This is a genomic window from Microbacterium sp. cf332 (assembly GCF_900102175.1).
Taxonomy (GTDB): Bacteria; Actinomycetota; Actinomycetes; order Actinomycetales; family Microbacteriaceae; genus Microbacterium.
Window position 1 is genome coordinate 19034 of record NZ_FNKN01000004.1, and the last position, 17774, is coordinate 36807.

Sequence of the window (17774 nt, forward strand, 5' to 3'; positions counted from 1 at the left end):
CCGACCCGACGCGCGCTCACCGCGCGCGGAGCGTCTGCTCAGTCGCGGGTCCGGCTGAGCAGATAGACGAAGTAGGGCGCACCGACGAGGGCGATCATCAGCCCCGCGGGCAGTTGCGACGGCGCGATGAGCGTGCGCCCCAGGGTGTCGGCCACGAGCACGAGCAGACCGCCGAGCAGCATCGCCACAGGGATCGTCCGTCCGTGACGCGCGCCGACCAGGCTGCGGGCGAGGTGCGGCGCCACGAGACCGACGAAGCCGACGGTCCCGACGGCGATGACGGCGACCGCGGCGAGCGTCGCCGCGAGGGTGAGCGAGACGAGCCGGGCCCGCTGGGGGGCGACGCCGAGGATGCGGGGGGTGTCCTCGTCGATCGCGAGCAGATCGAGCTGCCGGCGCATCCCGACGAGGAGCGGCAGGGCGACCGCCAGCACGATCGCGACCGGCAGGATGTCGGCGAGCGATCGGCCGTAGGTCGTCCCGGACAGCCACGTGAGGATGCGCGGGGTCTCCCACGGGTCCGAGCGCAGCAGTAGGAAGGCGGTGACCGCCGTCAGCGCGTACCCGCAGCCGATGCCCACGATCACGAACCTGTCGGGCAGCAGGCCTCCGCGCCAGGCCAGCAGCGCGATGACGGCGAAGGTCGCGAGCCCGCAGCCGACGGCCATGGCGACGATCGCCGGCCGACCCCCGCCGCCGATGCCGCTCGTCACGACGATGACGGCGCCGAGACCGGCGCCCGCGGTGATTCCGAGCAGCCCGGGCTCGGCGAGCGGATTGCGCACGCTGCCCTGCACGGCGACGCCGGCGAGTGCCAGCGCCATGCCCGCGAGCACGGCGGCGCCCACGCGAGGCGCGCGTTCGTCGAGTGCTCGGGTGACGAGGTCGGGCGCCGCGCGCTGCAGCCACAGCGCGATGTCGCCGGTCTGCAGCCACAGGCTGCCCGCCACGAGTGCGACGACGACGGCAGCAGCGAGCAGGACGGCCGTCACGACGCCCACGACGACGAAGCGTCGGTGGGTGCGCAGGGCGGATGCCGCGACGCGCGCAGCCCGGGCCGCTCCCGCGTCGCGCATGCGCAGAGCCAGGACGATGATGACGATGCCGCCGAGGAGAGCGGTCGGGATGCCGGTGGGGATGGCCGCAGCACCCTCCGCGCCGAGGATCGCACGCAGCAGCGCATCGGCGAGAAGGACCACGAGCGCACCGACCAGCCCGCTCACCGGGATCAGCATCCCGTGTGCGCGCAGCGACCGCACCCGCTGGGCGAGCAGTCGAGCGAGGATCGGTGCGCCGAGCCCCACGAAGGCGATCGGTCCGGCGACCGTGACGGCGATGCTCGTGAGCAGGACGGCGCACGCCACGGCGAGGCCTCGCGTCGAGCGCACCGGGACGCCGAGCGACGACGCCGCGTCCTCGCCGAGCGCGAGCACGTCGAGACGGCGCGAGAGCAGCAGGGCCCCGATGAGCACGGCGACGATGACGGGCAGCGCCCGCATCGAGGCGTCGAGGTTCAGCTGGGCGAGCGAGCCGCTGCCCCACGCGAACAGACCCGTGGTGTTCTCCTTGAACAGGATGAGCAGCATCGCCGTTCCCGCGTCGAGCGCCATCGCGATCGCCGACCCCGCGAGGATGAGACGGGTGTTGGCCGTTCCGGCGGCACGCCCGGTGAGCCCGAGCACGACGGCCGCCGCCGCGAGGCCGCCGGCGAAGGCCACGCCGCTCGAGGCCCACAGCGGGACGGAGATCCCGAAGGCCGCGACGGCCGTGAGCGAGAAGTACGCGCCCGCCGTCACGGCGAGCGTGTCGGGCGATGCCAGCTGGTTGCGGGTGATCGATTGCAGCAGCGCCCCCGCGACGCCGAGGGCGAACCCGACCGCGATTCCCGCGACGAGACGCGGCAGCCGCGACCCCAGCACGATGTCGGTGACGGGGACGCCGCCCACGGCGACGTCCTCGCCCGCGAGCGCGCGCAGCAGATCCGGTGCGCCCAGCCCCGAGGTGCCCTGCGTCATGTGCCACAGGCCGACGACGATGACCGCGACGGCGAGCGTACCGAGGACGGCGATCCCCGACCATGGGGATGCCCGCCGCTCGGTCTCGCGCATCGACGGCGGGGGGTCGCCCGCTCCGCCGGACGCCCCGCGGGCGCGGCGGCGTGCGGCAGAGCGGGCGATGGTCCCGGTCACCGGCCGACGATGACGTCCACGAAGGCGTCGATGGCCTGCTCGCCCGAGCGCGGTCCGCCGGCACCCCAGACACCCGGGGGGAACTCGAAGGCGCGATTCTCGGCGACGGCGGGCAGCGACGTCCAGATCGGGCTCTTCTGCAGCTCGGAGACATAGCTCTCGGCGGTGCCGTCGTTCGAGTAGATGAGGTTCGCGCTGCCGACCGCGGTCAGCCCCTCGATGTCGGTCTGCGCCAGTCCGTATGCGGGGTCGACGCCGCCACTGCCGTACGACTCGTCGATCTCGTCGGTCCACGCCGGCGTGAGCCCGAGCTCCTGGCCGATCTCGGTGAAGAGCGCCCCGATGCCGTAGGGGCGGATGACGACGTTGCCCGACTCGATCCAGCCGTCGAAGAACACGAAGTCGGTCGTCGAGAGATCGGCTCCGGCGACCTGCTCCTTCGCCTCGGCGAGGTGCGCGTCGAACTCGGTCAGCACCGCGTCGGCCCGCTCGGTGCGGCCGGTCGCCTCGGCGATCATGGAGAACACCGTCTTCATGTTGTCGATCTGGCCGCTCGCGTCGGCGCCGATCGTGGCCAGCACGGGCACGTCGCGCTCCTCGAGCTTCGCGAGCAGCTCGTCGTCGGCGCTGTAGGCCTCGATGATGATGAGGTCGGGATCGGTGCCGTAGAGCGCGTCGAGGTCGGGCTCGCCCCGCTCGCCGATGTCGGCGACGCTGGTGGGGAGCTCCTCGGCGCTGACGTAGGTGCGGTATCCGTCGATCGACGAGGCGCCGACGGGCGCGACGCACAGCGTCAGCAGGTCCTCGGTCTGCTGCCATTCGAGCACCGCCACCCGCTGCGCGGGCGCGTCGAGCTCGACGGTGCGTCCGACGCTGTCCGTCAGCGACACCGGCCCGGTTGCGGTCTCGGTGGTGTCGGCCTCACAGCTGTCGGAGGCGACGGTCGGCGCGGGGTCTCCCGAGGCGGTGACGTCGGTGGTGCCGCAGGCGCTCAGGATGAGCGCGCCGAGACCGATCGTGGCGAGCGCGGCGAGGCGGTGGGGACGGGGCATGGGTGTTCCTTCCGGGACGGTGGTCGGGTGCGGGTACGGAGATCAGCCGACGCGGGCGGCGTGACGGCCGACCGGGTCGATGCGCAGGCGGCCGGAGCGCTCGTCCACGCCGACCTCGACGGGGATGTCATATGCGGCCTCGATGTTCGACGCCGTGAGCACGAGACGCGGCGGCCCGCTCGCGAGGATCCGGCCCGAGCGCATGAGCAGCAGGTGGTCGGCGATGCGCGCGGCGTGATCGAGGTCGTGCAGCACCACGCCGACGGCGACGCCGTGTTCGGCGGCGAGATCACGGATCAGGTCGAGGGTCTCGACCTGGTATCGCAGGTCGAGGTGGTTGGTCGGCTCGTCGAGCAGGACGACGCCGGTCTCCTGCGCGATGCACGCGGCCAGCCACACGCGCTGGAGCTCACCGCCGGACAGCTCGCCGGCCGCACGCGCCCCCATGTCCTCGAGTCCGGTTGCGGCGAGCGCCCGATCGATCGCGCGGCGGTCGGCGTCGCCGAGTCCGGCGAAACGTCGCCGATAGGGATGCCGCCCGAATCCGACGACCTCCCGCACGCTGAGTCCCTGCGGAGCGCTGCGCGACTGTGTGAACATCGTGACGCGGGTGGCGAAGTCCCGGGGCGTCAGCGACAGGATCGACCGCTCCGCGTCTCGACCCACGTGACCGTGCGGCGCGTCCCCTTCCCCGGTCTCGTCGAGCACCGCGGTGCCGCTCGAGATCGGATGCAGGCGCGCGAGCCCGCGGAGCAGGGTCGACTTGCCGGAGCCGTTGGGTCCGACGAGGGCCGTCACCTCGCCCGCCCGAAGGGCGATCGACACACCCTCGACGACCGCGTGCGTGCCGAAGCGGAGTTCGAGACCCGTTCCCCGCAGGTCGGAGGCGCCGGGGCGCGGGTGGTCGGCGTTCATCACGGGTTCCTGCTCGGGGAAGGAAGGGAGCGGCGACCGGAACGACGGCGAGAGCCGTCGGCTATTTAGGGTTGCCTTGCCTATTCAGGCTAGGTCGGGCTCGTGAGGTCCGCAATGACGTTGCCACGACACCGGATACGGCGAATCGGACACCCGAAGAGCATCCATCGGCCGCGCCGGGAGCGGGTTCACGACTCCCGGTCGGCGACGTACGCACCGGGAGTCGTGCCCATCACGCGCTTGAACGCGGCGATGAAGGTGCTCGGCTGCGCGAAGCCGCAGAGGTCCGACACGTCCTGCACCGCCAGCCCCTCGGCCAGCAGAGACAGTGCGTGATGGATGACGAGCGCCTGACGCCACTGCGAGAACGTCAGGCCCGTGTGCGTCCGGAACAGCCGGGCGACCGAGCGCTCGCTGACGCCGACGAGCGCCGACCACTCGCGCAGCGTGCGGCGGTCGGTGGGGTCGTCGAGCAGCGCCGTGACGATCGGGCCGACGCGTTCCGCTCTCGGCACGCGCAGGTCGAACGAGCGCTCGGCCGAGGCGAGAAGGTCGAAGACGACCGCCTCGGCGCGCAGCCGCTCCCCCTGCGCGAGGCCGTCGATCTGCAGGTGGGTCAACAGGGCGCCGAGCAGCGGGGTGACCTCGACGACCATCGACTCCGGCGAGACCGCGGGCGAGCGCGCGGGCTCGAAGAGCGCGTCGTACAGGTGGGCGCGTGCGGTCGTGCGTCCGGAATGCACCGTGCCGGCCGGCATCCAGATCCCGTAGCCGTCGGGAACGGTCACCACGCGATCGGGCAGTCGCACCGTCATGGTGCCCCCACGGACCCACACCAGCTCGTGCAGCCGGTGGGTGTGCGGCTCGAACTCCAACGGCACCCCGGCGCGCACGCTCTCGGAGAGCAGCGCGTAGGGCGCCGGGATGCTGTCGGGCGAATCGACCTCGTCGACGACGAGCGTCCGGCGTTCGCGCGGCCACGCGCCACCGCCGGGGCGCTCGCCCGGTTCCTCCCCGACCACCGCCGCGTCTCAGTCCGTGGCGCAGACGGCGATACCGGGCGCCTGGGCCAGCGGCTCGGCATCGCCGCACAGGTCGGCGCCGCCGTACTCGAGCCGCGGATAGCCGGCGATGTTCTCCGGCGGCGCGTCGAGCAGACCGACGTGCGAGCCCGACAGCACGACGAGGGCGACCGTGCCGCCCCAGCGGGTCGCGACCCAGTCGGCGTCGAGCGAGGCGATCGCGGCAGCCTGGTCGCGCTGCTGGGCCAGCTCCGCGCCGTTGCGGCCGGCGGCGGCACTCGTGGCACCGACGGCCGGGACGACGAGGCATGTCGCGAGCGCCGCGGCCACGACGACCGACGCTGCTCGGGCAGCGACCCCCGATCGCCACAGCTGGCGGATCGCCGGCACCAGGGCGGCGACGAGCACGGGCGCGAACGCCAGGATGCCGGGGGCGGGATGCCGCACCCACAGCGGCAGGTGTCCGGCGGTGGACCACCAGCCGACGAAGGCGCCGAATCCGAGCACGGCCGCGACCGCGAGATGCGTGCGCGGCTCGGCGACGACCGTCGCCCAGAACCGTTCGGTGCGGCGGGGCGGGTAGCGCAGCACGAGGCCGCCGACCAGCACGACGATCGCGACCACGACGGCGACGATGACGAGCACGGGCGGGAGGTACCACGAGGCGGCGAGCGTCGTGATCTTCTCGCCGAAGGTCGTGTGCGCGATCTGACCGCCGCTGCGGATGAAGTCGCGCGTCGCACGCAGGTGGTCGACGAAGTCGCCCGGTCCGAGCGAGACGAGGGCGAAGAACTCGACGACGAGGGTCGGCACCGCCAGGGCGACCGCCGGGAGGATGAGCGCGCGCAGGCGGCGCAGGAAGGGCTGGCCGTGCTGCAGCAGCAGGAGCGCGACGACGAAGGCGGGCAGCGAGAGCAGCGCGATGTACTTCGCCTGGATCGCGAGGCCGACGAGCAGACCGGCGAGCCAGGGCCGTCGGCGCAGCGTCACGAGCGCCCACGCCAGCAGCGATGCCGCCGGCACCTCGCCCAGCACGTCGGCAGGACCCTGGATCGGCGACGGGAGCGCGGCCGCCGTGAAGGCGAGCGGTACGGCGACGGCGACGAGCGCGCCCCAGCGACCGCCCATCCGGCGACCGAGGATGCCGACGGCGACGAGCAGCGCGACGAAGAAGAGCGCCGGTATCAGGCGCGCCCCCACCACGAGGTCGACGCCGGTGGCGAGGACCGCGGCGATCGGCAGCAGCACGACGGGCCCCGTGGAGATGCGGGCGTCGAACGGGGTCAACTCGCTGCCCGAGAGCGTGCCGTCGCTCGTATATCCGAGCCCGTTCAGCAGGTTGACCGGCACCGTGAGGTTGAACGCCTCGTCCTCCCACAGCCGCGTCGCCGCGATGCTCTGCCACAGCACGATCGCGTGGGCCACGACGAGGAGGGCCGCGGCGATCCAGAAGGCGGCGGTCCGGAGCGCGCGGGGCATGTCAGGCGTCCTGCCGCACCGGCTCGCGCAGGTGCGTGCGCATCCGGGCGCCGGGTCGCAGCGACAGCCGCCAGAGCTCGGCGAGCGCGTCGCGGGCGAAGGCGCGCAGGCGCGGCGGCGGCAGCAGCGGCTGCCCGCTCGCGCCCCACATCGTGCCGGTGGTCTCGGCTCCTCGGCGAGGCAGGCTGCGGACGGCGACGTAGCGCACCCGCATCCGTCGGCGCGCCTCGGCGAGCGAGAAGTGCACGTGCGGCACGAGGGCGTCGGGACCCACCGCGTCGAGCAGGGCCGAGATCACCTCGGGGCGGTAGGCGCGGAGCGGGGTGTTGATGTCGGGCACTCCCCGGCCGGCGAACGGACGGACGAGCAGACGCAGACCGGCGCTCAGCATGCGACGGTACCAGGGGTCGTCGCGTCCGCGCCGCACGCCGTGGACGACGTCGGCGTCCTCGACCTCGAGCGCCGCGATGACGCGGGCGATGTCCTCGCCCGTGAACTGCCCGTCGCCGTCGACGTGCACGATGAGGTCGGCGGCCGTCGCGAGCCCGGCCCGGTAGGCGGCGAGGGCGGTGGGACCGTGGCCGCGGTTCGCGGGCTGGGTCTGCACGTCGACCCCCGCGATCGTCAGCCCGGCGACGACGGCTGCGGTGGCATCCGTCGATCGGTCGTCGGCCACGATGATGTCGAGCCGATCGCACCGCGGCGCGACATGCTCGGCGATCTCCTCGAGGAACCCGGCGATGCCGTCGGCCTCGTTGTAGGCGGGCATGACGATCGCGATGTGCTCGAAACTCACGTGGCTCCCCGTTTTCACCGGTGATGTCCCGGGCGCGGACAACGCCTGTAGCCTAGTCGAGCCATGTCACTGACCCCCCGCGTGAAGCGCGCTGCAGCCCTGAGCGCGCGGTTCCTCACCGTCGGCGGCATCAGCACGCTCATCGAGATCGTCACCTTCAACATCCTGCTTCTCGCGTTCGGCTGGGACGCCGTCGCCGCGAAGGTCGTCGCGTCGCTCGTGGCACTCGTCAACGCGTATTTCGGCAACCGGCAGTGGACGTTCAAGCACCGCGCGCGCCGACGGCGCTGGGTCGAGATCACGCTGTTCGTGATCGTCAACGCCGTCTGCACCGCCCTCGGCGCGCTGCTCGTGTGGGGCGGGGTCGAGGCCGCGTCGGCGGTCCTCGGACGCCCGGCCGGCGCATTCGCCGTGAACGTCGTCAACCTCGTGAGCATCGTCGTCGTCGTGCTGGCCCGTTTCGGCTTCTACCACGCGGTCGTATTCCGCGCGGCGCCGGCCGAGCCGGCTGCGCGCTAGCCCGGCTCGGCCGAGGACGTATCCCCGCTCCGAAGACGTACCGACCGCGGTGCGTGCTCGCGTCGACGGTGCGTGCTCGCGTCGACGGTGCGTGTTCGCGCCCCACGCCGACCGCGACCTCACGCGAGATGTGCGCGGGCGGCGATCTCGACGAGGAAGTCGGGGCTGGCGAGCGCCGTGACGCCGACCGCGGTCCAGGCCGGGAGCGTGGCGGGGTCGCCGAAGTAGCGCTGCTTCACGGCGGCGAAGACCGGCATCTGCGCGGCGATGTCGACGTGGTAGGTCGTCAGCTCGTAGACGTCCGCGAGGCTGCCGCCCGCCGCGGCGACGACGGCGCCGAGGTTGTCGAATGCCGCGGCGATGTGGTCCTCGAGCGACCCCGCGACGACGGCCATCCGTTCGTCGCGGCCGACCTGGCCCGAGACGTGCAGCTCGTCGCCGATGCGCACCGCGGGCGCGTACCGCAGCCCCGTCACGAGGTCCCGCATGTGCGGGGGCGCGACGATCTCACGGCTCATGCCGCACGCTCCTCGAGGATGCGGTCGGCGACGGTGAGACCGGCGTCGAGGGCGGAGACGATGCGCTCGATGCCGTCCCGGTCGATGATGAGCGGCGGCGCGATGAAGAGCGAGGTCGGCTCGTCGCTCGTGCTGATCTGCACGCCGTGCCTGCGCGCCTCACCGACGACGGCATCCGAGAGGTGGGACTCGACCGTCGTCGAGGTCCAGGTGCGCCAATCGGGTCCGGGCAGCTCGACGGTCCAGTGCAGACCGCGTCCCGCGACGCGCACGACCGAGGGATGACGTTCGGCGAGCTCGACGAGCATGGCCCCGAGCTCGCCGCCGAGCTCCCCCGCCCGCTCGGGCAGCCCCTCCGCCGCGGCGACGCGCAGGTGCGCGCGGACGGCGTGGACCACCAGCGGATGCCCGCGGAAGGTGCTGTAGTTCTGCCACTTCGCGGCCTCGAGCACGTCGAGCACGCGGCGCGACAGCACGACGGCCCCCGCGGGCACAGCGCCGCCCGCGAGCGGCTTGCCGAGCGTGACGATGTCGGGGCGCGACACCCCCTCGGTGAACTGCATCCATCGACCGCTGCGGCCGAGCCCCGTCACGACCTCGTCGGCGATCCAGAGGGTTCCGGCGCGACGGGCGGCGCCCGCCACCGCGTCCTGGTAGGCCGCGTCGTAGTACGAGCCGCCCTGCGTGTAATCGATGATCACGGCGGCCGCGCCGTCGATCGGCTGCAGATCGGTCTCGGCGGGTGCGGCGGAGGCGACCCGGGCGCCGCGCGCGCCGCTGCGCGCCCAGGCGCTGCCCCCGGGGCTCGGGATCGTGCGCACCTCGGCTCCGGCGGACGGGCGGCGCACCTCGCCGGCGAGCGTTGACAGCCCGCCGTGCCACTGCGGCTGGACGGTCACGTCGCGCGAGAGTCCGACGAGCCCGTGGTACGCGCGTTCGCGCGCCACGATCGGCTCGCGGCCGGTGATCGCCTGCGCGAGGGTGAGGGCGATGTCGTTGACCTCGCTCCCGCTCATCCCGAAGCGGACGCCCCCGACCCAGTCCTCCCCGGCGAATGCTGTGGCGACCAGCTCGTCGGCGACCGCGTCGCGTTCGGCCCAGGGGTTCCCCTCGTTGACGACGGGCAGGGTCGCTGCCTCGCGGACGGCCTCCACCATGGCGGGGTGGGCGTGGCCGAGGGGTCCACCCGTGTTCGACGCGTCGAGCAGGCGACTGCCGTCGGCGAGGTGCAGGTGCACGCCGGCTCCCCCGACGATGCGGCGCGCGGGGTCGGGCCGACGGTGCAGTCCCGACGTGATCAGATGAGACATGGTCGTTCTCCCTCTCAGACGAACGCGCTGAGGCCGGTGGCCGAACGGCCCACCATCAGCGCGGAGATCTCGTTGGTGCCCTCGTAGGTGTAGATGGCCTCGGCGTCGGCGAAGTGGCGGGCGACGCCCGTCTCGAGGAGGATGCCGTTCCCCCCGCAGACCTCGCGTGCGAGCGCGACCGTCTCGCGCAGATGCGCGCAGACCCAGTACTTCGCCAGCGCCGAGTCCTCGTCGCGGTACACGCCCTCCTGCTGGCGCTCGGCCAGGCGCACCGCCATCCCGAGCGAGGCGGTGATGTTGCCGAGCATCCGGGCGATCTTCTCCTGGACCAGCTGGAACCGGCCGATCTCGCGGCCGAACTGCGTGCGTTCCGTGACGTAGCGCAGCGCGTTCTCGTACGCGCCCATCTGCACGCCGACCGCCTGCCAGACGGTGCTGGCACGCATGTGACGGAGCATGCGGCCGACGTCGGCGAATCGCTCGACGCGCTGCAGGCGGCGACTCTCGGGCACCCGCACCCCGTCGATGGTGATGAGCGCGTTGTCGACGATGCGGAGCGACGCTTTTCCGGTGATCTTCTCGATCCGCAGGCCCGGGGCGTCGGTGGGCACGAGGAAGGCTCGGATCTCCCCCGACTCCTCCCGCGCCACGATGCACACGTGCGAGGCGAACGCGGCACTGCCGATCCACTTCTTCGCGCCGTCGAGCACCCACTCCTCGCCGTCGCGCCGCGCGGTCGTCTCCATACCGCGGGCGACGTCGGAGCCGTGCCCGGGCTCGGTGATGGCGAACACGCCGCGCAGGTCGTACGACTCGATGCGCGGCATCCATTCGGCGATCTGATCGTCGTCGGCACCGTGCAGGACCGCCCCCGTGATCATCGTGGCCTGCCCGCTGAACCACGTCGCCACCGAGGCATCGATGCGAGAGATCTCCATGACCCGGAATCCGATGAACAGGGCGCTGGGCTCTTCGCCCGCATCGCGCAGCTCACGCGGGTCGAGCAGACGTTCGGCCGCGAAGAGGTCGGGCAGGTGGCGCGGGAACTCGCCGCGCTCCCAGTAGTCGTCGACGATGGGCGCGACCTCGCGCTCGAGCAGGTCGCGCAGGCGGACGAGTACGGCGCGCTCGGCAGCGCTGAGCCGCGACTCGAAATCGTAGGGGTCGGTGGTGGGGTACAGGCGCATGGCGACTCTCAGTACGGGAAGAGGACGATGGATGTGGCGACGGCGACCGGCTGCGTCCGGGAACGCGTCTCGAAGCGCAGATTGAGACTCACGCGCATCCCGTCGGGTCGGGGCGTGACGTCGGCGACGGTCGCCGCGATGCGCACCTCGCTGCCGACGGGTACGGGGGCGAGGAAGCGCACGCGGTCGAGGCCGTAGTTCAGGGCGCGCCCCGCGTCGGTCACGTCCACGAGACGGCCCCACGCGCCGCCGACGAGGCTGAGCAGCAGCAGGCCGTGCACGATCGTCCCGCCGATCGCGGCGGCGCGACCCGGATCGACGTGGATCCACTGGGCGTCGCCGCTCAGCGCGGCGAAGTCGTCGACCTGCGCCTGCGCGATGACCTCGAAGGACGTCGCGCCGAGGTCGACGCCGACGAGGTCGGGCAGTCCCGCCACGGTCGTCCGGATCGCGGTCACAGGTCCAGCCCGCCGTCGACGGTGAGCACCTGACCGGTGATGAACCCCGCGTCTTCTCCCGCGAGGAACGCGATCGCGGCCGCGACGTCGGCCGGGGTGCCGACGCGGCGCACCGGCGTCAGCTCCGCGGTGCGCTCGCGGAACTCCTCCGGCGTCAGCTGCAGCCGGTCGGCCGTCGCATCGGTCATGTCCGTGGCGATGAAGCCGGGCGCGACCGCGTTGACCGTGATGCCGAAGCGTCCGAGCTCGAGCGCGAGCGTCTTCGACAGACCGACGATGCCGGCCTTGGCAGCGGAGTAGTTCGCCTGGCCCCGGTTGCCGGTCGCGGCGATGCTCGACAGGCTGACGATGCGCCCGTATCCGGCGGCGACCATCACGCGCTGGGCGGCGCGGCTCATGAGGAAGGCCCCGCGCAGATGCACGGCGAGCACGACCTCCCAGTCGTCCAACGACATCCGGTGGACGAGGTTGTCGCGCAGCACGCCGGCGTTGTTCACGAGCACGTCGAGGCGCCCGGTCCGGGCGACGACGGCATCGACGGCGCGCTCGGCCGACGCCTCGTCCGCGACGTCGACTCCGATGCCGAAGGCATCCGGCAGTCGCTCGGCAGCGGTCACGGCGGCATCCTCGCGGAGGTCGGCGATCGCGACCGTGACGCCCTGCGCTGCCAGGCGCTCGGCGGTCGCGAAGCCGATCCCGCCCGCTCCGCCGGTGACGAGGGCGACGCGCCGGCCCACGACAGCACTCATCGCGAGACGATCCATGCACCGTCGGGTCGGCCCGGTGCCGGCTCCACGGTGACGCCGTAATCGCGGCGGGCCGCCTCGGGCGAGAGGTAGCCGTCGTCGAGGTCGTCCTGGATCTCGGCGAGCCCGCGTTCCGCCGGGTCGCCGTAGCCGCCGCCGCCCGCGCACGTGAAGGTCAGGCGCGCGCCGGCGGGCACACGGGTCGGCGGCGTCTTGCTCGACAGCGTCCGCACCTCGCCATCGGGCAGCACGAGCTCGAAACGCGCGAGGGCGCCGGGGCGCCCCCCGCGCAGACCGTAGGGGCGGCTGCGGTCACGGTCGGCCACGATCGTCACGGTCGAGCGCTCGGTGAACTCCAGCACACGGGTGATCCCGGAGCCGCCGCGGGTCCGGCCGGCCCCGCCGCCGTCGGGCGTCAACGCGTACGACAGGACGCGGACCGGATGCGCCGCCTCGAGGAGCTCCGACGGGGTGTTGCCCGTGTTGCCGATGCTCGTGCGGCGGGCGTGCGAACCGTCGTTGCCCACCGAGCCGCCCTGGCCCGCACCGTGCACCTCGTACATGATCGCGTCGTCGGGCACGTCCTCGCGGGCGACGATGAGCACGGTCGCGCTGCCCGTTCCCGCTGCCGGGACGAGGTCGGGAACCGCCTGGGCGAGGGCGCCGAGCACGACGTCGGCGATGCGCGCCGAGGTCTCGTGGTTGCCGGCGACGACCGGCGCCGGCGCGTGCGGATTCACGATGGTGCCGAGGGGCGCGATGATGCGGACGGGGCGGTAGGACCCGGAGTTGGAGGCCGTGTGGGGCTCCGACAACGCCTTCAGGGCGAAGTACGCCGCCGAAACCGTCACCCCGTGCGGGCTGTTCATGCCGCCCCGCGATTGCCGCGACGACCCGGTGAAGTCGATCGTGACCTCGTCACCGCGCACCTCGACGGCGGCGTGGATGGCGATCGGCGACGGATCGAAGCTGTCGCCGTCGCAGTAGTCCTCGAACTCGTATCGACCGTCGGGGATCGCGGAGAACGCGGCGCGGGCGCGCTGCTCGCTGACGTCCAGCATCTGCCGCATCGCGTGGACCACCACATCCGCGCCGTACCGCTCGCAGAAGTCGGCCAGGCGTCGCTCGGCCGTGACGCACCCGGCGTACTGCGAGCGCATGTCACCGAGGCGCTCGTCGGGGTTCCGGACGTTCGCGGTGATGATGTCGATGACGTCCTGATTGATACGCCCCTCGCGGTAGATCTTCACGGGCGGCATCCGCAGGCCCTCGCCGAAGATGTCGGTCGCGAGGGTGAAGTAGCTGCCGGGCGCCGCGCCGCCGATGTCGACGTAGTGGCCACGGACCGCGGTGAAGGCGATGAGCTGCTCGCCCGCGAAGACCGGCTTGGCCATGAAGAAGTCGGGCATGTGGTTGTTGCCGCGGTAGGGGTCGTTCTGCAGGACGACGTCGCCGGGACGCAGATCGGCGGCATCGATGCGGTCGAGCACGCCGCGCATCGTCATGGGCATGCTGCCGAGGTGGATCGGGATGTCACCGACGCCCTGCGCGACGATGTCTCCGTCGGCGTCGAGCAGCGCGCACGACAGGTCGCCGGCCTCGCGCCAGAGGTTCGAGTACGCGGTCCGCAGCACGACCGCCTTCATCTCGGCGACGGCGGCCCGCAGCCCGGCGTCGATGACCGAGAAGCTGATGGGGTCGAGGGCCGTGTCCACGGTCTCGACGGGGTCGGTGAGCACGGTCATGCGCGTCCCTTCAGATGCAGGAGGAGGTTGCCGTGGGCGTCCACGGTCGTGCGGGATGCCGGCGGCACGACGACCGTCGTGTTGTCGCTGACGACGACGGCGGCGCCGTGGAAGAAGTGCCCGGGCAGCAGATCGTCGCGATGGAAGAGGGGCACGACCGAGCGCTCCGTGGACGACAGGTGCAGCACCCGCTCGCCGCTCGGGATCGCCTCCCGCTCCTCGGCGGGCGCCGGCTCGCTCTCGCCGCCGCCGGTCACCGCGCCGACTCCGGTCACCCGGGCCACGGCGACGTCGACGTTCTCGCCGTCGACCCGGAACCCGTTCAACTGCTCGTGCAGGCGATGGAACCCCTCGATGGCGCGCACGGTCCACCCGGGCACGTCGACCCGGTCGACGGTGACCGTGATCGAGGTGTTCTGCCCCGCGTAGTGCAGGTCGAGACCGTAGAGGATCGTCTGGTCAGCGGCGTCGACGCCCTCGGCGTCGAGATGCGCGGTCGCCTGGTCGGCGAGCGCCGTCAGCGAGGCGGTCAGCGACGGCTCGATGGATGTGTCCATCCGGGCCATGAAGCTCGCGGCGTGGTTGTGGACGACATCCGACACCACGAGCCCGACCGCCGAGAGCACCCCGGCGGACGGCGGGACGATGACGGTGGGGATCGACAGCTCGAGGGCGATGTCTGCGGCGTGCATCGGCCCGGCGCCGCCGAAGGCGGTCAGGGCGAACGAGCGGGGGTCGTGTCCGCGCCCGACAGACGCGGCGCGCACGGCACCGGCCATGGCGGCGTTCGAGATCCGGCGGATGCCGAGGGCCGTCGCGATCGGGTCGAGCCCGAGCCGCTCGCCGAGGCGGGTGCACGCGGCGAGCGCGGACGCGCGGTCGACGACGACGTCGTCGCCCAGACGCACACCGTCCTCGAGGATCCCGAGCACGACGTTGGCGTCGGTGACGGTCGGCTCGGTCCCGCCGCGGCCGTAGGCAGCCGGTCCGGGGCGCGCGCCGGCGCTCTGCGGCCCGACGAGGAACTGCCCGCCGGCGTCGACGTGGGCGATGCTCCCCCCGCCGGTGCCGATCGTCTCGATGTCGACGGTGGGAACCTGCACCGGCAGGTCCATCGCGCGACTCGAGGTCGTGAGCGGCACCTGGGCATCCGCGATGAGGCAGACGTCGAAGCTCGTGCCGCCCATGTCGACGGTGATCGTGTCGGCGATGCCGGTCTGCCGCGAGACGAGGCGTCCGGCCACGACTCCGCCCGACGGCCCGGAGAGCAGCAGGTTGACGGGCGTCTGCGCCGCGTTGGCCGGCGAGGTGACCCCGCCGTTGGACTGCATGATCCAGGTGCGGACGTCGGGGTTCCACTCGGCGATGCGCGCCGTCAGCGATTCGAGGTAGGGCGCGCAGACCGGCTTGAGGTACGCGTTGAGCACCGTCGTGGCCGTCCGCTCGAACTCGCGCACCTGCGGGAGGACGTCGCTCGAGAGCGACACCGAGAGCTCGGGCACCTCGTCGCGCAGGATCTCGGCCGCCCGGCGCTCGTGGCGCGCGTCGACGTGCGCGTAGAGGAAGGCGACCGCGACGCTCGTGATGCCTCGGGCGCGGATGGTGCGCGCCGCCGCGCGGACCGCCTCGTCGTCGAGCTCACGGACGACGCTGCCGTCGCCATCGATCCGGCCCGGGATCTCGAAGCGGTCGCGACGGGCGACGAGGGGTCGTGGACCGGGGTCGAGGAGGTCGTACAGGGCGGACGCGGGGCGCGTGAGCCGGGCGATCTCGAGCACGTCGCGGAATCCCTCGGTCGCGAGCATCGCGATGCGCGATCCGTTGCGCTCGAGCGCGAGGTTGGTGCCGATCGTCGTGCCGTGCACGAGCTCCTCGACGTCGTCGTGGTCGATTCCGGGCGCGAGCTCGACGACGCGGCGAGCGGCGGCGACGACGGCGCCGGCGGGGTCGTCGCCGCGCGACGACACCTTGGTGGCGCTGATGATGCCGCGCTCGTCGTCCCACAGCACGGCGTCGGTGAAGGTGCCGCCCGCGTCGATCCCGATTCGCTTCACGTTTCTCCCCTGCTATTCCATCTGATGGAACGTGTGTCTACTCTGTAGAATCATAGTAAGCATGGACGGCGGCTCCGTCAATCGACGGGCACCCACAGGAGAGGCGACGACATGACCATCGACGACACCGCGACCACGACGACGACGTGGACGGCTTCGGGCACGTACAGCGACATCACGTACGAGACCAGCCCGGACGGCATCGCGCTCATCACGATCGACCGGCCCCACAAGCGCAACGCCTTCCGCCCCCTGACGAGCGCGGAGCTCGTGCACGCCGTCGCGCGGGCGCGTCATGACTCGTCGGTCCGCGTCGTGCTGCTCCGCGGCGCCGGAGACCAGGCGTTCTGCTCGGGCGCCGACCTCTCCGAGCGCACCGGCGACGCAGCCGACAGCTCGCACCGCGACATCGCTCCGGCCAACGTGCTCGACGTCCAGGTCGCGATCCGGCGCATCGAGAAGCCGGTGATCGCCCTCGTCGCCGGATACGCCGTCGGCGGCGGCCAGGTGCTGCAGCAGGTGTGCGACCTGTCGATCGCCGCCGAGAACGCCGTCTTCGGGCAGGTGGGGCCGCGCGTCGGCAGCTTCGACGGCGGCTACGGCATCAACCTCCTCGCCAAGCAGGTCGGGCACAAGCGGGCCAAGGAGATCTGGTTCCTCTGCCGTCGGTACGACGCCCAGCAGGCCCTCGCCTGGGGTCTGGTGAACACCGTGGTGCCGCTCGACCGGCTGCTCGACGAGGGCGTCGCGTGGGCGCTGGAGCTGTGCGCCATGTCGCCCGCCGCCCTGCGGATGCTCAAGAATGCTGTGAGTGCGGAGGAGGACGGGCTGCACGGCGTCGCCCAGCTGGCGAACGACAGCTGCCTGCTCTACTACGGCACCGACGAGGCGGCCGAGGGCGCCGAGGCCTTCATGCAGAAGCGGCAGCCGGAGTTCTCGGACAAGCTCGCCTTCTGACGCGCACGACATCGAGGAGCAGGATCCATGGGAGCAAAGAACACCGCGCCGGGCGAAGAGCCCCAGGGAATGCTGGCGCGGGGCCTGTCGATCCTCGAAGCCCTGTCGCACCACCCCGACGGAGCGTCCGTCACCGACGTCGCACGCGACGTGGGTCTGCCGATGAGCACGACCCACCGCCTGCTCAGCACGGAGACATCTCTGGGGTACGTCGCGTTCGACCCCGAGCGCAAGACGTACCGCCTGGGGATGCGCGTGTTCGAGCTGGCCAATCGCGTGCGGGCGGTGACGGACCTCGGGTCGATCGCTCAGCCCGTCATGCGCGAGCTCAGCCGCCGCACCGGCGAGACGACCCAGCTCGCCGTCCTGAGCAACGCGCGCGCCCTGTTCCTCGAGAAGGTGGGCACCGAGCAGGCCGTCGGCATCCGCGGCGCGGTCGGGCAGAGCGAGCCTCTCTACGCGACCTCGACGGGCAAGACGCTGCTCAGCCAACTCCCCGACGATCGCCTGACCGCGCTGCTCGACGAGATCGACCTCGCGCCGTGGTCGCCCACCACCATCACCTCGCGCGACGCGCTGCTCGGCGAGCTCGACCGCGTGCGATCGCGCGACTACGCGACCGCGGACGAGGAGTTCGATCAGGGGGTGCGCGCCATCGCCGTGCCGGTGCGGGACGGCCGCGACGTCACGCGGGCGGCGCTCTGCATCTCGGCGCCCGCCTTCCGCGTGTCGATGCAGCGACTCACCGACTGGCTTCCCGATCTGCAGGCCGCAGCGCGTGAGATCGGCGTCCAGCTGCCCCTGCAGTCGCCGGATTACTGACCGAT

Annotated in this window: 16 protein-coding genes; 3 read left to right on the top strand and 13 right to left on the bottom strand. The window is 72.4% G+C overall.

Features of this window, described 5'->3' with window-relative positions; all coding sequences use genetic code 11:
• Positions 1–38: 38 nt before the first annotated feature.
• From BLT21_RS14725 to BLT21_RS14750, 6 genes are all read right to left on the bottom strand, one after another.
• The gene (locus BLT21_RS14725; RefSeq protein ID WP_091503587.1) at positions 39–2108 is read right to left on the bottom strand and encodes an iron ABC transporter permease; all 2070 of its coding nucleotides are present in this window, start codon (positions 2106–2108) and stop codon (positions 39–41) included.
• 77 nt (positions 2109–2185) lie between these two features.
• A complete protein-coding gene (locus BLT21_RS14730) occupies positions 2186–3241 on the bottom strand; it encodes an iron-siderophore ABC transporter substrate-binding protein (protein ID WP_091503590.1) in 1056 nt (351 codons plus the stop codon).
• 42 nt (positions 3242–3283) lie between these two features.
• On the bottom strand, positions 3284–4156 hold the full coding sequence (locus tag BLT21_RS14735; protein ID WP_091503593.1) for an ABC transporter ATP-binding protein: 873 nt from the start codon (positions 4154–4156) through the stop codon (positions 3284–3286).
• 188 nt (positions 4157–4344) lie between these two features.
• Entirely contained in the window at positions 4345–5178 is an 834-nt protein-coding gene (locus tag BLT21_RS14740; protein WP_091503596.1) for a helix-turn-helix domain-containing protein, read from the bottom strand.
• 9 nt (positions 5179–5187) lie between these two features.
• A complete protein-coding gene (locus tag BLT21_RS14745) occupies positions 5188–6657 on the bottom strand; it encodes an ArnT family glycosyltransferase (RefSeq protein WP_091503599.1) in 1470 nt (489 codons plus the stop codon).
• Position 6658: 1 nt separating this feature from the next.
• Complete coding sequence (locus BLT21_RS14750) at positions 6659–7453, bottom strand: glycosyltransferase family 2 protein (protein WP_091503602.1); 795 nt, start codon at positions 7451–7453, stop codon at positions 6659–6661.
• A 63-nt stretch (positions 7454–7516) separates the two neighbouring features.
• Between BLT21_RS14750 and BLT21_RS14755 the strand changes: the two genes are divergently transcribed.
• Positions 7517–7972 carry a GtrA family protein gene (locus BLT21_RS14755; protein ID WP_091503605.1) on the top strand — a complete coding sequence of 152 codons (456 nt, stop codon included), beginning with the start codon at positions 7517–7519 and terminating at the stop codon, positions 7970–7972.
• A 119-nt stretch (positions 7973–8091) separates the two neighbouring features.
• Here BLT21_RS14755 and BLT21_RS14760 read toward each other — a convergent pair whose 3' ends face one another.
• Genes BLT21_RS14760 through BLT21_RS14790 form a run of 7 tightly spaced genes read right to left on the bottom strand, consistent with a single transcriptional unit; the run spans position 8092 to position 15990 of the window.
• Entirely contained in the window at positions 8092–8490 is a 399-nt protein-coding gene (locus BLT21_RS14760; RefSeq protein ID WP_091503607.1) for a RidA family protein, read from the bottom strand.
• Positions 8487–9800 carry an aminotransferase class III-fold pyridoxal phosphate-dependent enzyme gene (locus BLT21_RS14765; RefSeq protein WP_091503608.1) on the bottom strand — a complete coding sequence of 438 codons (1314 nt, stop codon included), beginning with the start codon at positions 9798–9800 and terminating at the stop codon, positions 8487–8489. The genes BLT21_RS14760 and BLT21_RS14765 overlap by 4 nt, the downstream gene beginning before the upstream one ends.
• Before the next feature lie 14 nt (positions 9801–9814).
• On the bottom strand, positions 9815–10987 hold the full coding sequence (locus tag BLT21_RS14770; protein WP_091503610.1) for an acyl-CoA dehydrogenase family protein: 1173 nt from the start codon (positions 10985–10987) through the stop codon (positions 9815–9817).
• A gap of 8 nt (positions 10988–10995) precedes the next feature.
• Complete coding sequence (locus BLT21_RS14775) at positions 10996–11445, bottom strand: MaoC/PaaZ C-terminal domain-containing protein (protein ID WP_091503612.1); 450 nt, start codon at positions 11443–11445, stop codon at positions 10996–10998.
• Entirely contained in the window at positions 11442–12194 is a 753-nt protein-coding gene (gene fabG, locus BLT21_RS14780) for a 3-oxoacyl-ACP reductase FabG (protein ID WP_091503750.1), read from the bottom strand. Before fabG ends, BLT21_RS14775 begins: the two co-directional genes overlap by 4 nt.
• The gene (locus BLT21_RS14785; protein ID WP_091503615.1) at positions 12191–13936 is read right to left on the bottom strand and encodes a hydantoinase B/oxoprolinase family protein; all 1746 of its coding nucleotides are present in this window, start codon (positions 13934–13936) and stop codon (positions 12191–12193) included. The genes fabG and BLT21_RS14785 overlap by 4 nt, the downstream gene beginning before the upstream one ends.
• Complete coding sequence (locus tag BLT21_RS14790; protein ID WP_091503618.1) at positions 13933–15990, bottom strand: hydantoinase/oxoprolinase family protein; 2058 nt, start codon at positions 15988–15990, stop codon at positions 13933–13935. The genes BLT21_RS14785 and BLT21_RS14790 overlap by 4 nt, the downstream gene beginning before the upstream one ends.
• Positions 15991–16101: 111 nt before the next feature.
• Between BLT21_RS14790 and BLT21_RS14795 the strand changes: the two genes are divergently transcribed.
• Positions 16102–16947 (top strand): enoyl-CoA hydratase-related protein, encoded by an 846-nt coding sequence (locus BLT21_RS14795; RefSeq protein WP_091503621.1) that lies wholly within the window; start codon positions 16102–16104, stop codon positions 16945–16947.
• A 27-nt stretch (positions 16948–16974) separates the two neighbouring features.
• Complete coding sequence (locus BLT21_RS14800) at positions 16975–17769, top strand: IclR family transcriptional regulator (protein ID WP_091503625.1); 795 nt, start codon at positions 16975–16977, stop codon at positions 17767–17769.
• Positions 17770–17774: the final 5 nt, after the last annotated feature.

Coding starts and splice junctions, on each gene's coding strand:
- BLT21_RS14725 (WP_091503587.1), bottom strand. CDS start 2,108: ATGCGCGAGACCGAGCGGCGGGCATCCCCATGGTCGGGGATCGCCGTC.
- BLT21_RS14730 (WP_091503590.1), bottom strand. CDS start 3,241: ATGCCCCGTCCCCACCGCCTCGCCGCGCTCGCCACGATCGGTCTCGGC.
- BLT21_RS14735 (WP_091503593.1), bottom strand. CDS start 4,156: ATGAACGCCGACCACCCGCGCCCCGGCGCCTCCGACCTGCGGGGAACG.
- BLT21_RS14745 (WP_091503599.1), bottom strand. CDS start 6,657: ATGCCCCGCGCGCTCCGGACCGCCGCCTTCTGGATCGCCGCGGCCCTC.
- BLT21_RS14755 (WP_091503605.1), top strand. CDS start 7,517: ATGTCACTGACCCCCCGCGTGAAGCGCGCTGCAGCCCTGAGCGCGCGG.
- BLT21_RS14760 (WP_091503607.1), bottom strand. CDS start 8,490: ATGAGCCGTGAGATCGTCGCGCCCCCGCACATGCGGGACCTCGTGACG.
- BLT21_RS14765 (WP_091503608.1), bottom strand. CDS start 9,800: ATGTCTCATCTGATCACGTCGGGACTGCACCGTCGGCCCGACCCCGCG.
- BLT21_RS14770 (WP_091503610.1), bottom strand. CDS start 10,987: ATGCGCCTGTACCCCACCACCGACCCCTACGATTTCGAGTCGCGGCTC.
- fabG (WP_091503750.1), bottom strand. CDS start 12,194: ATGAGTGCTGTCGTGGGCCGGCGCGTCGCCCTCGTCACCGGCGGAGCG.
- BLT21_RS14785 (WP_091503615.1), bottom strand. CDS start 13,936: ATGACCGTGCTCACCGACCCCGTCGAGACCGTGGACACGGCCCTCGAC.
- BLT21_RS14795 (WP_091503621.1), top strand. CDS start 16,102: ATGACCATCGACGACACCGCGACCACGACGACGACGTGGACGGCTTCG.
- BLT21_RS14800 (WP_091503625.1), top strand. CDS start 16,975: ATGGGAGCAAAGAACACCGCGCCGGGCGAAGAGCCCCAGGGAATGCTG.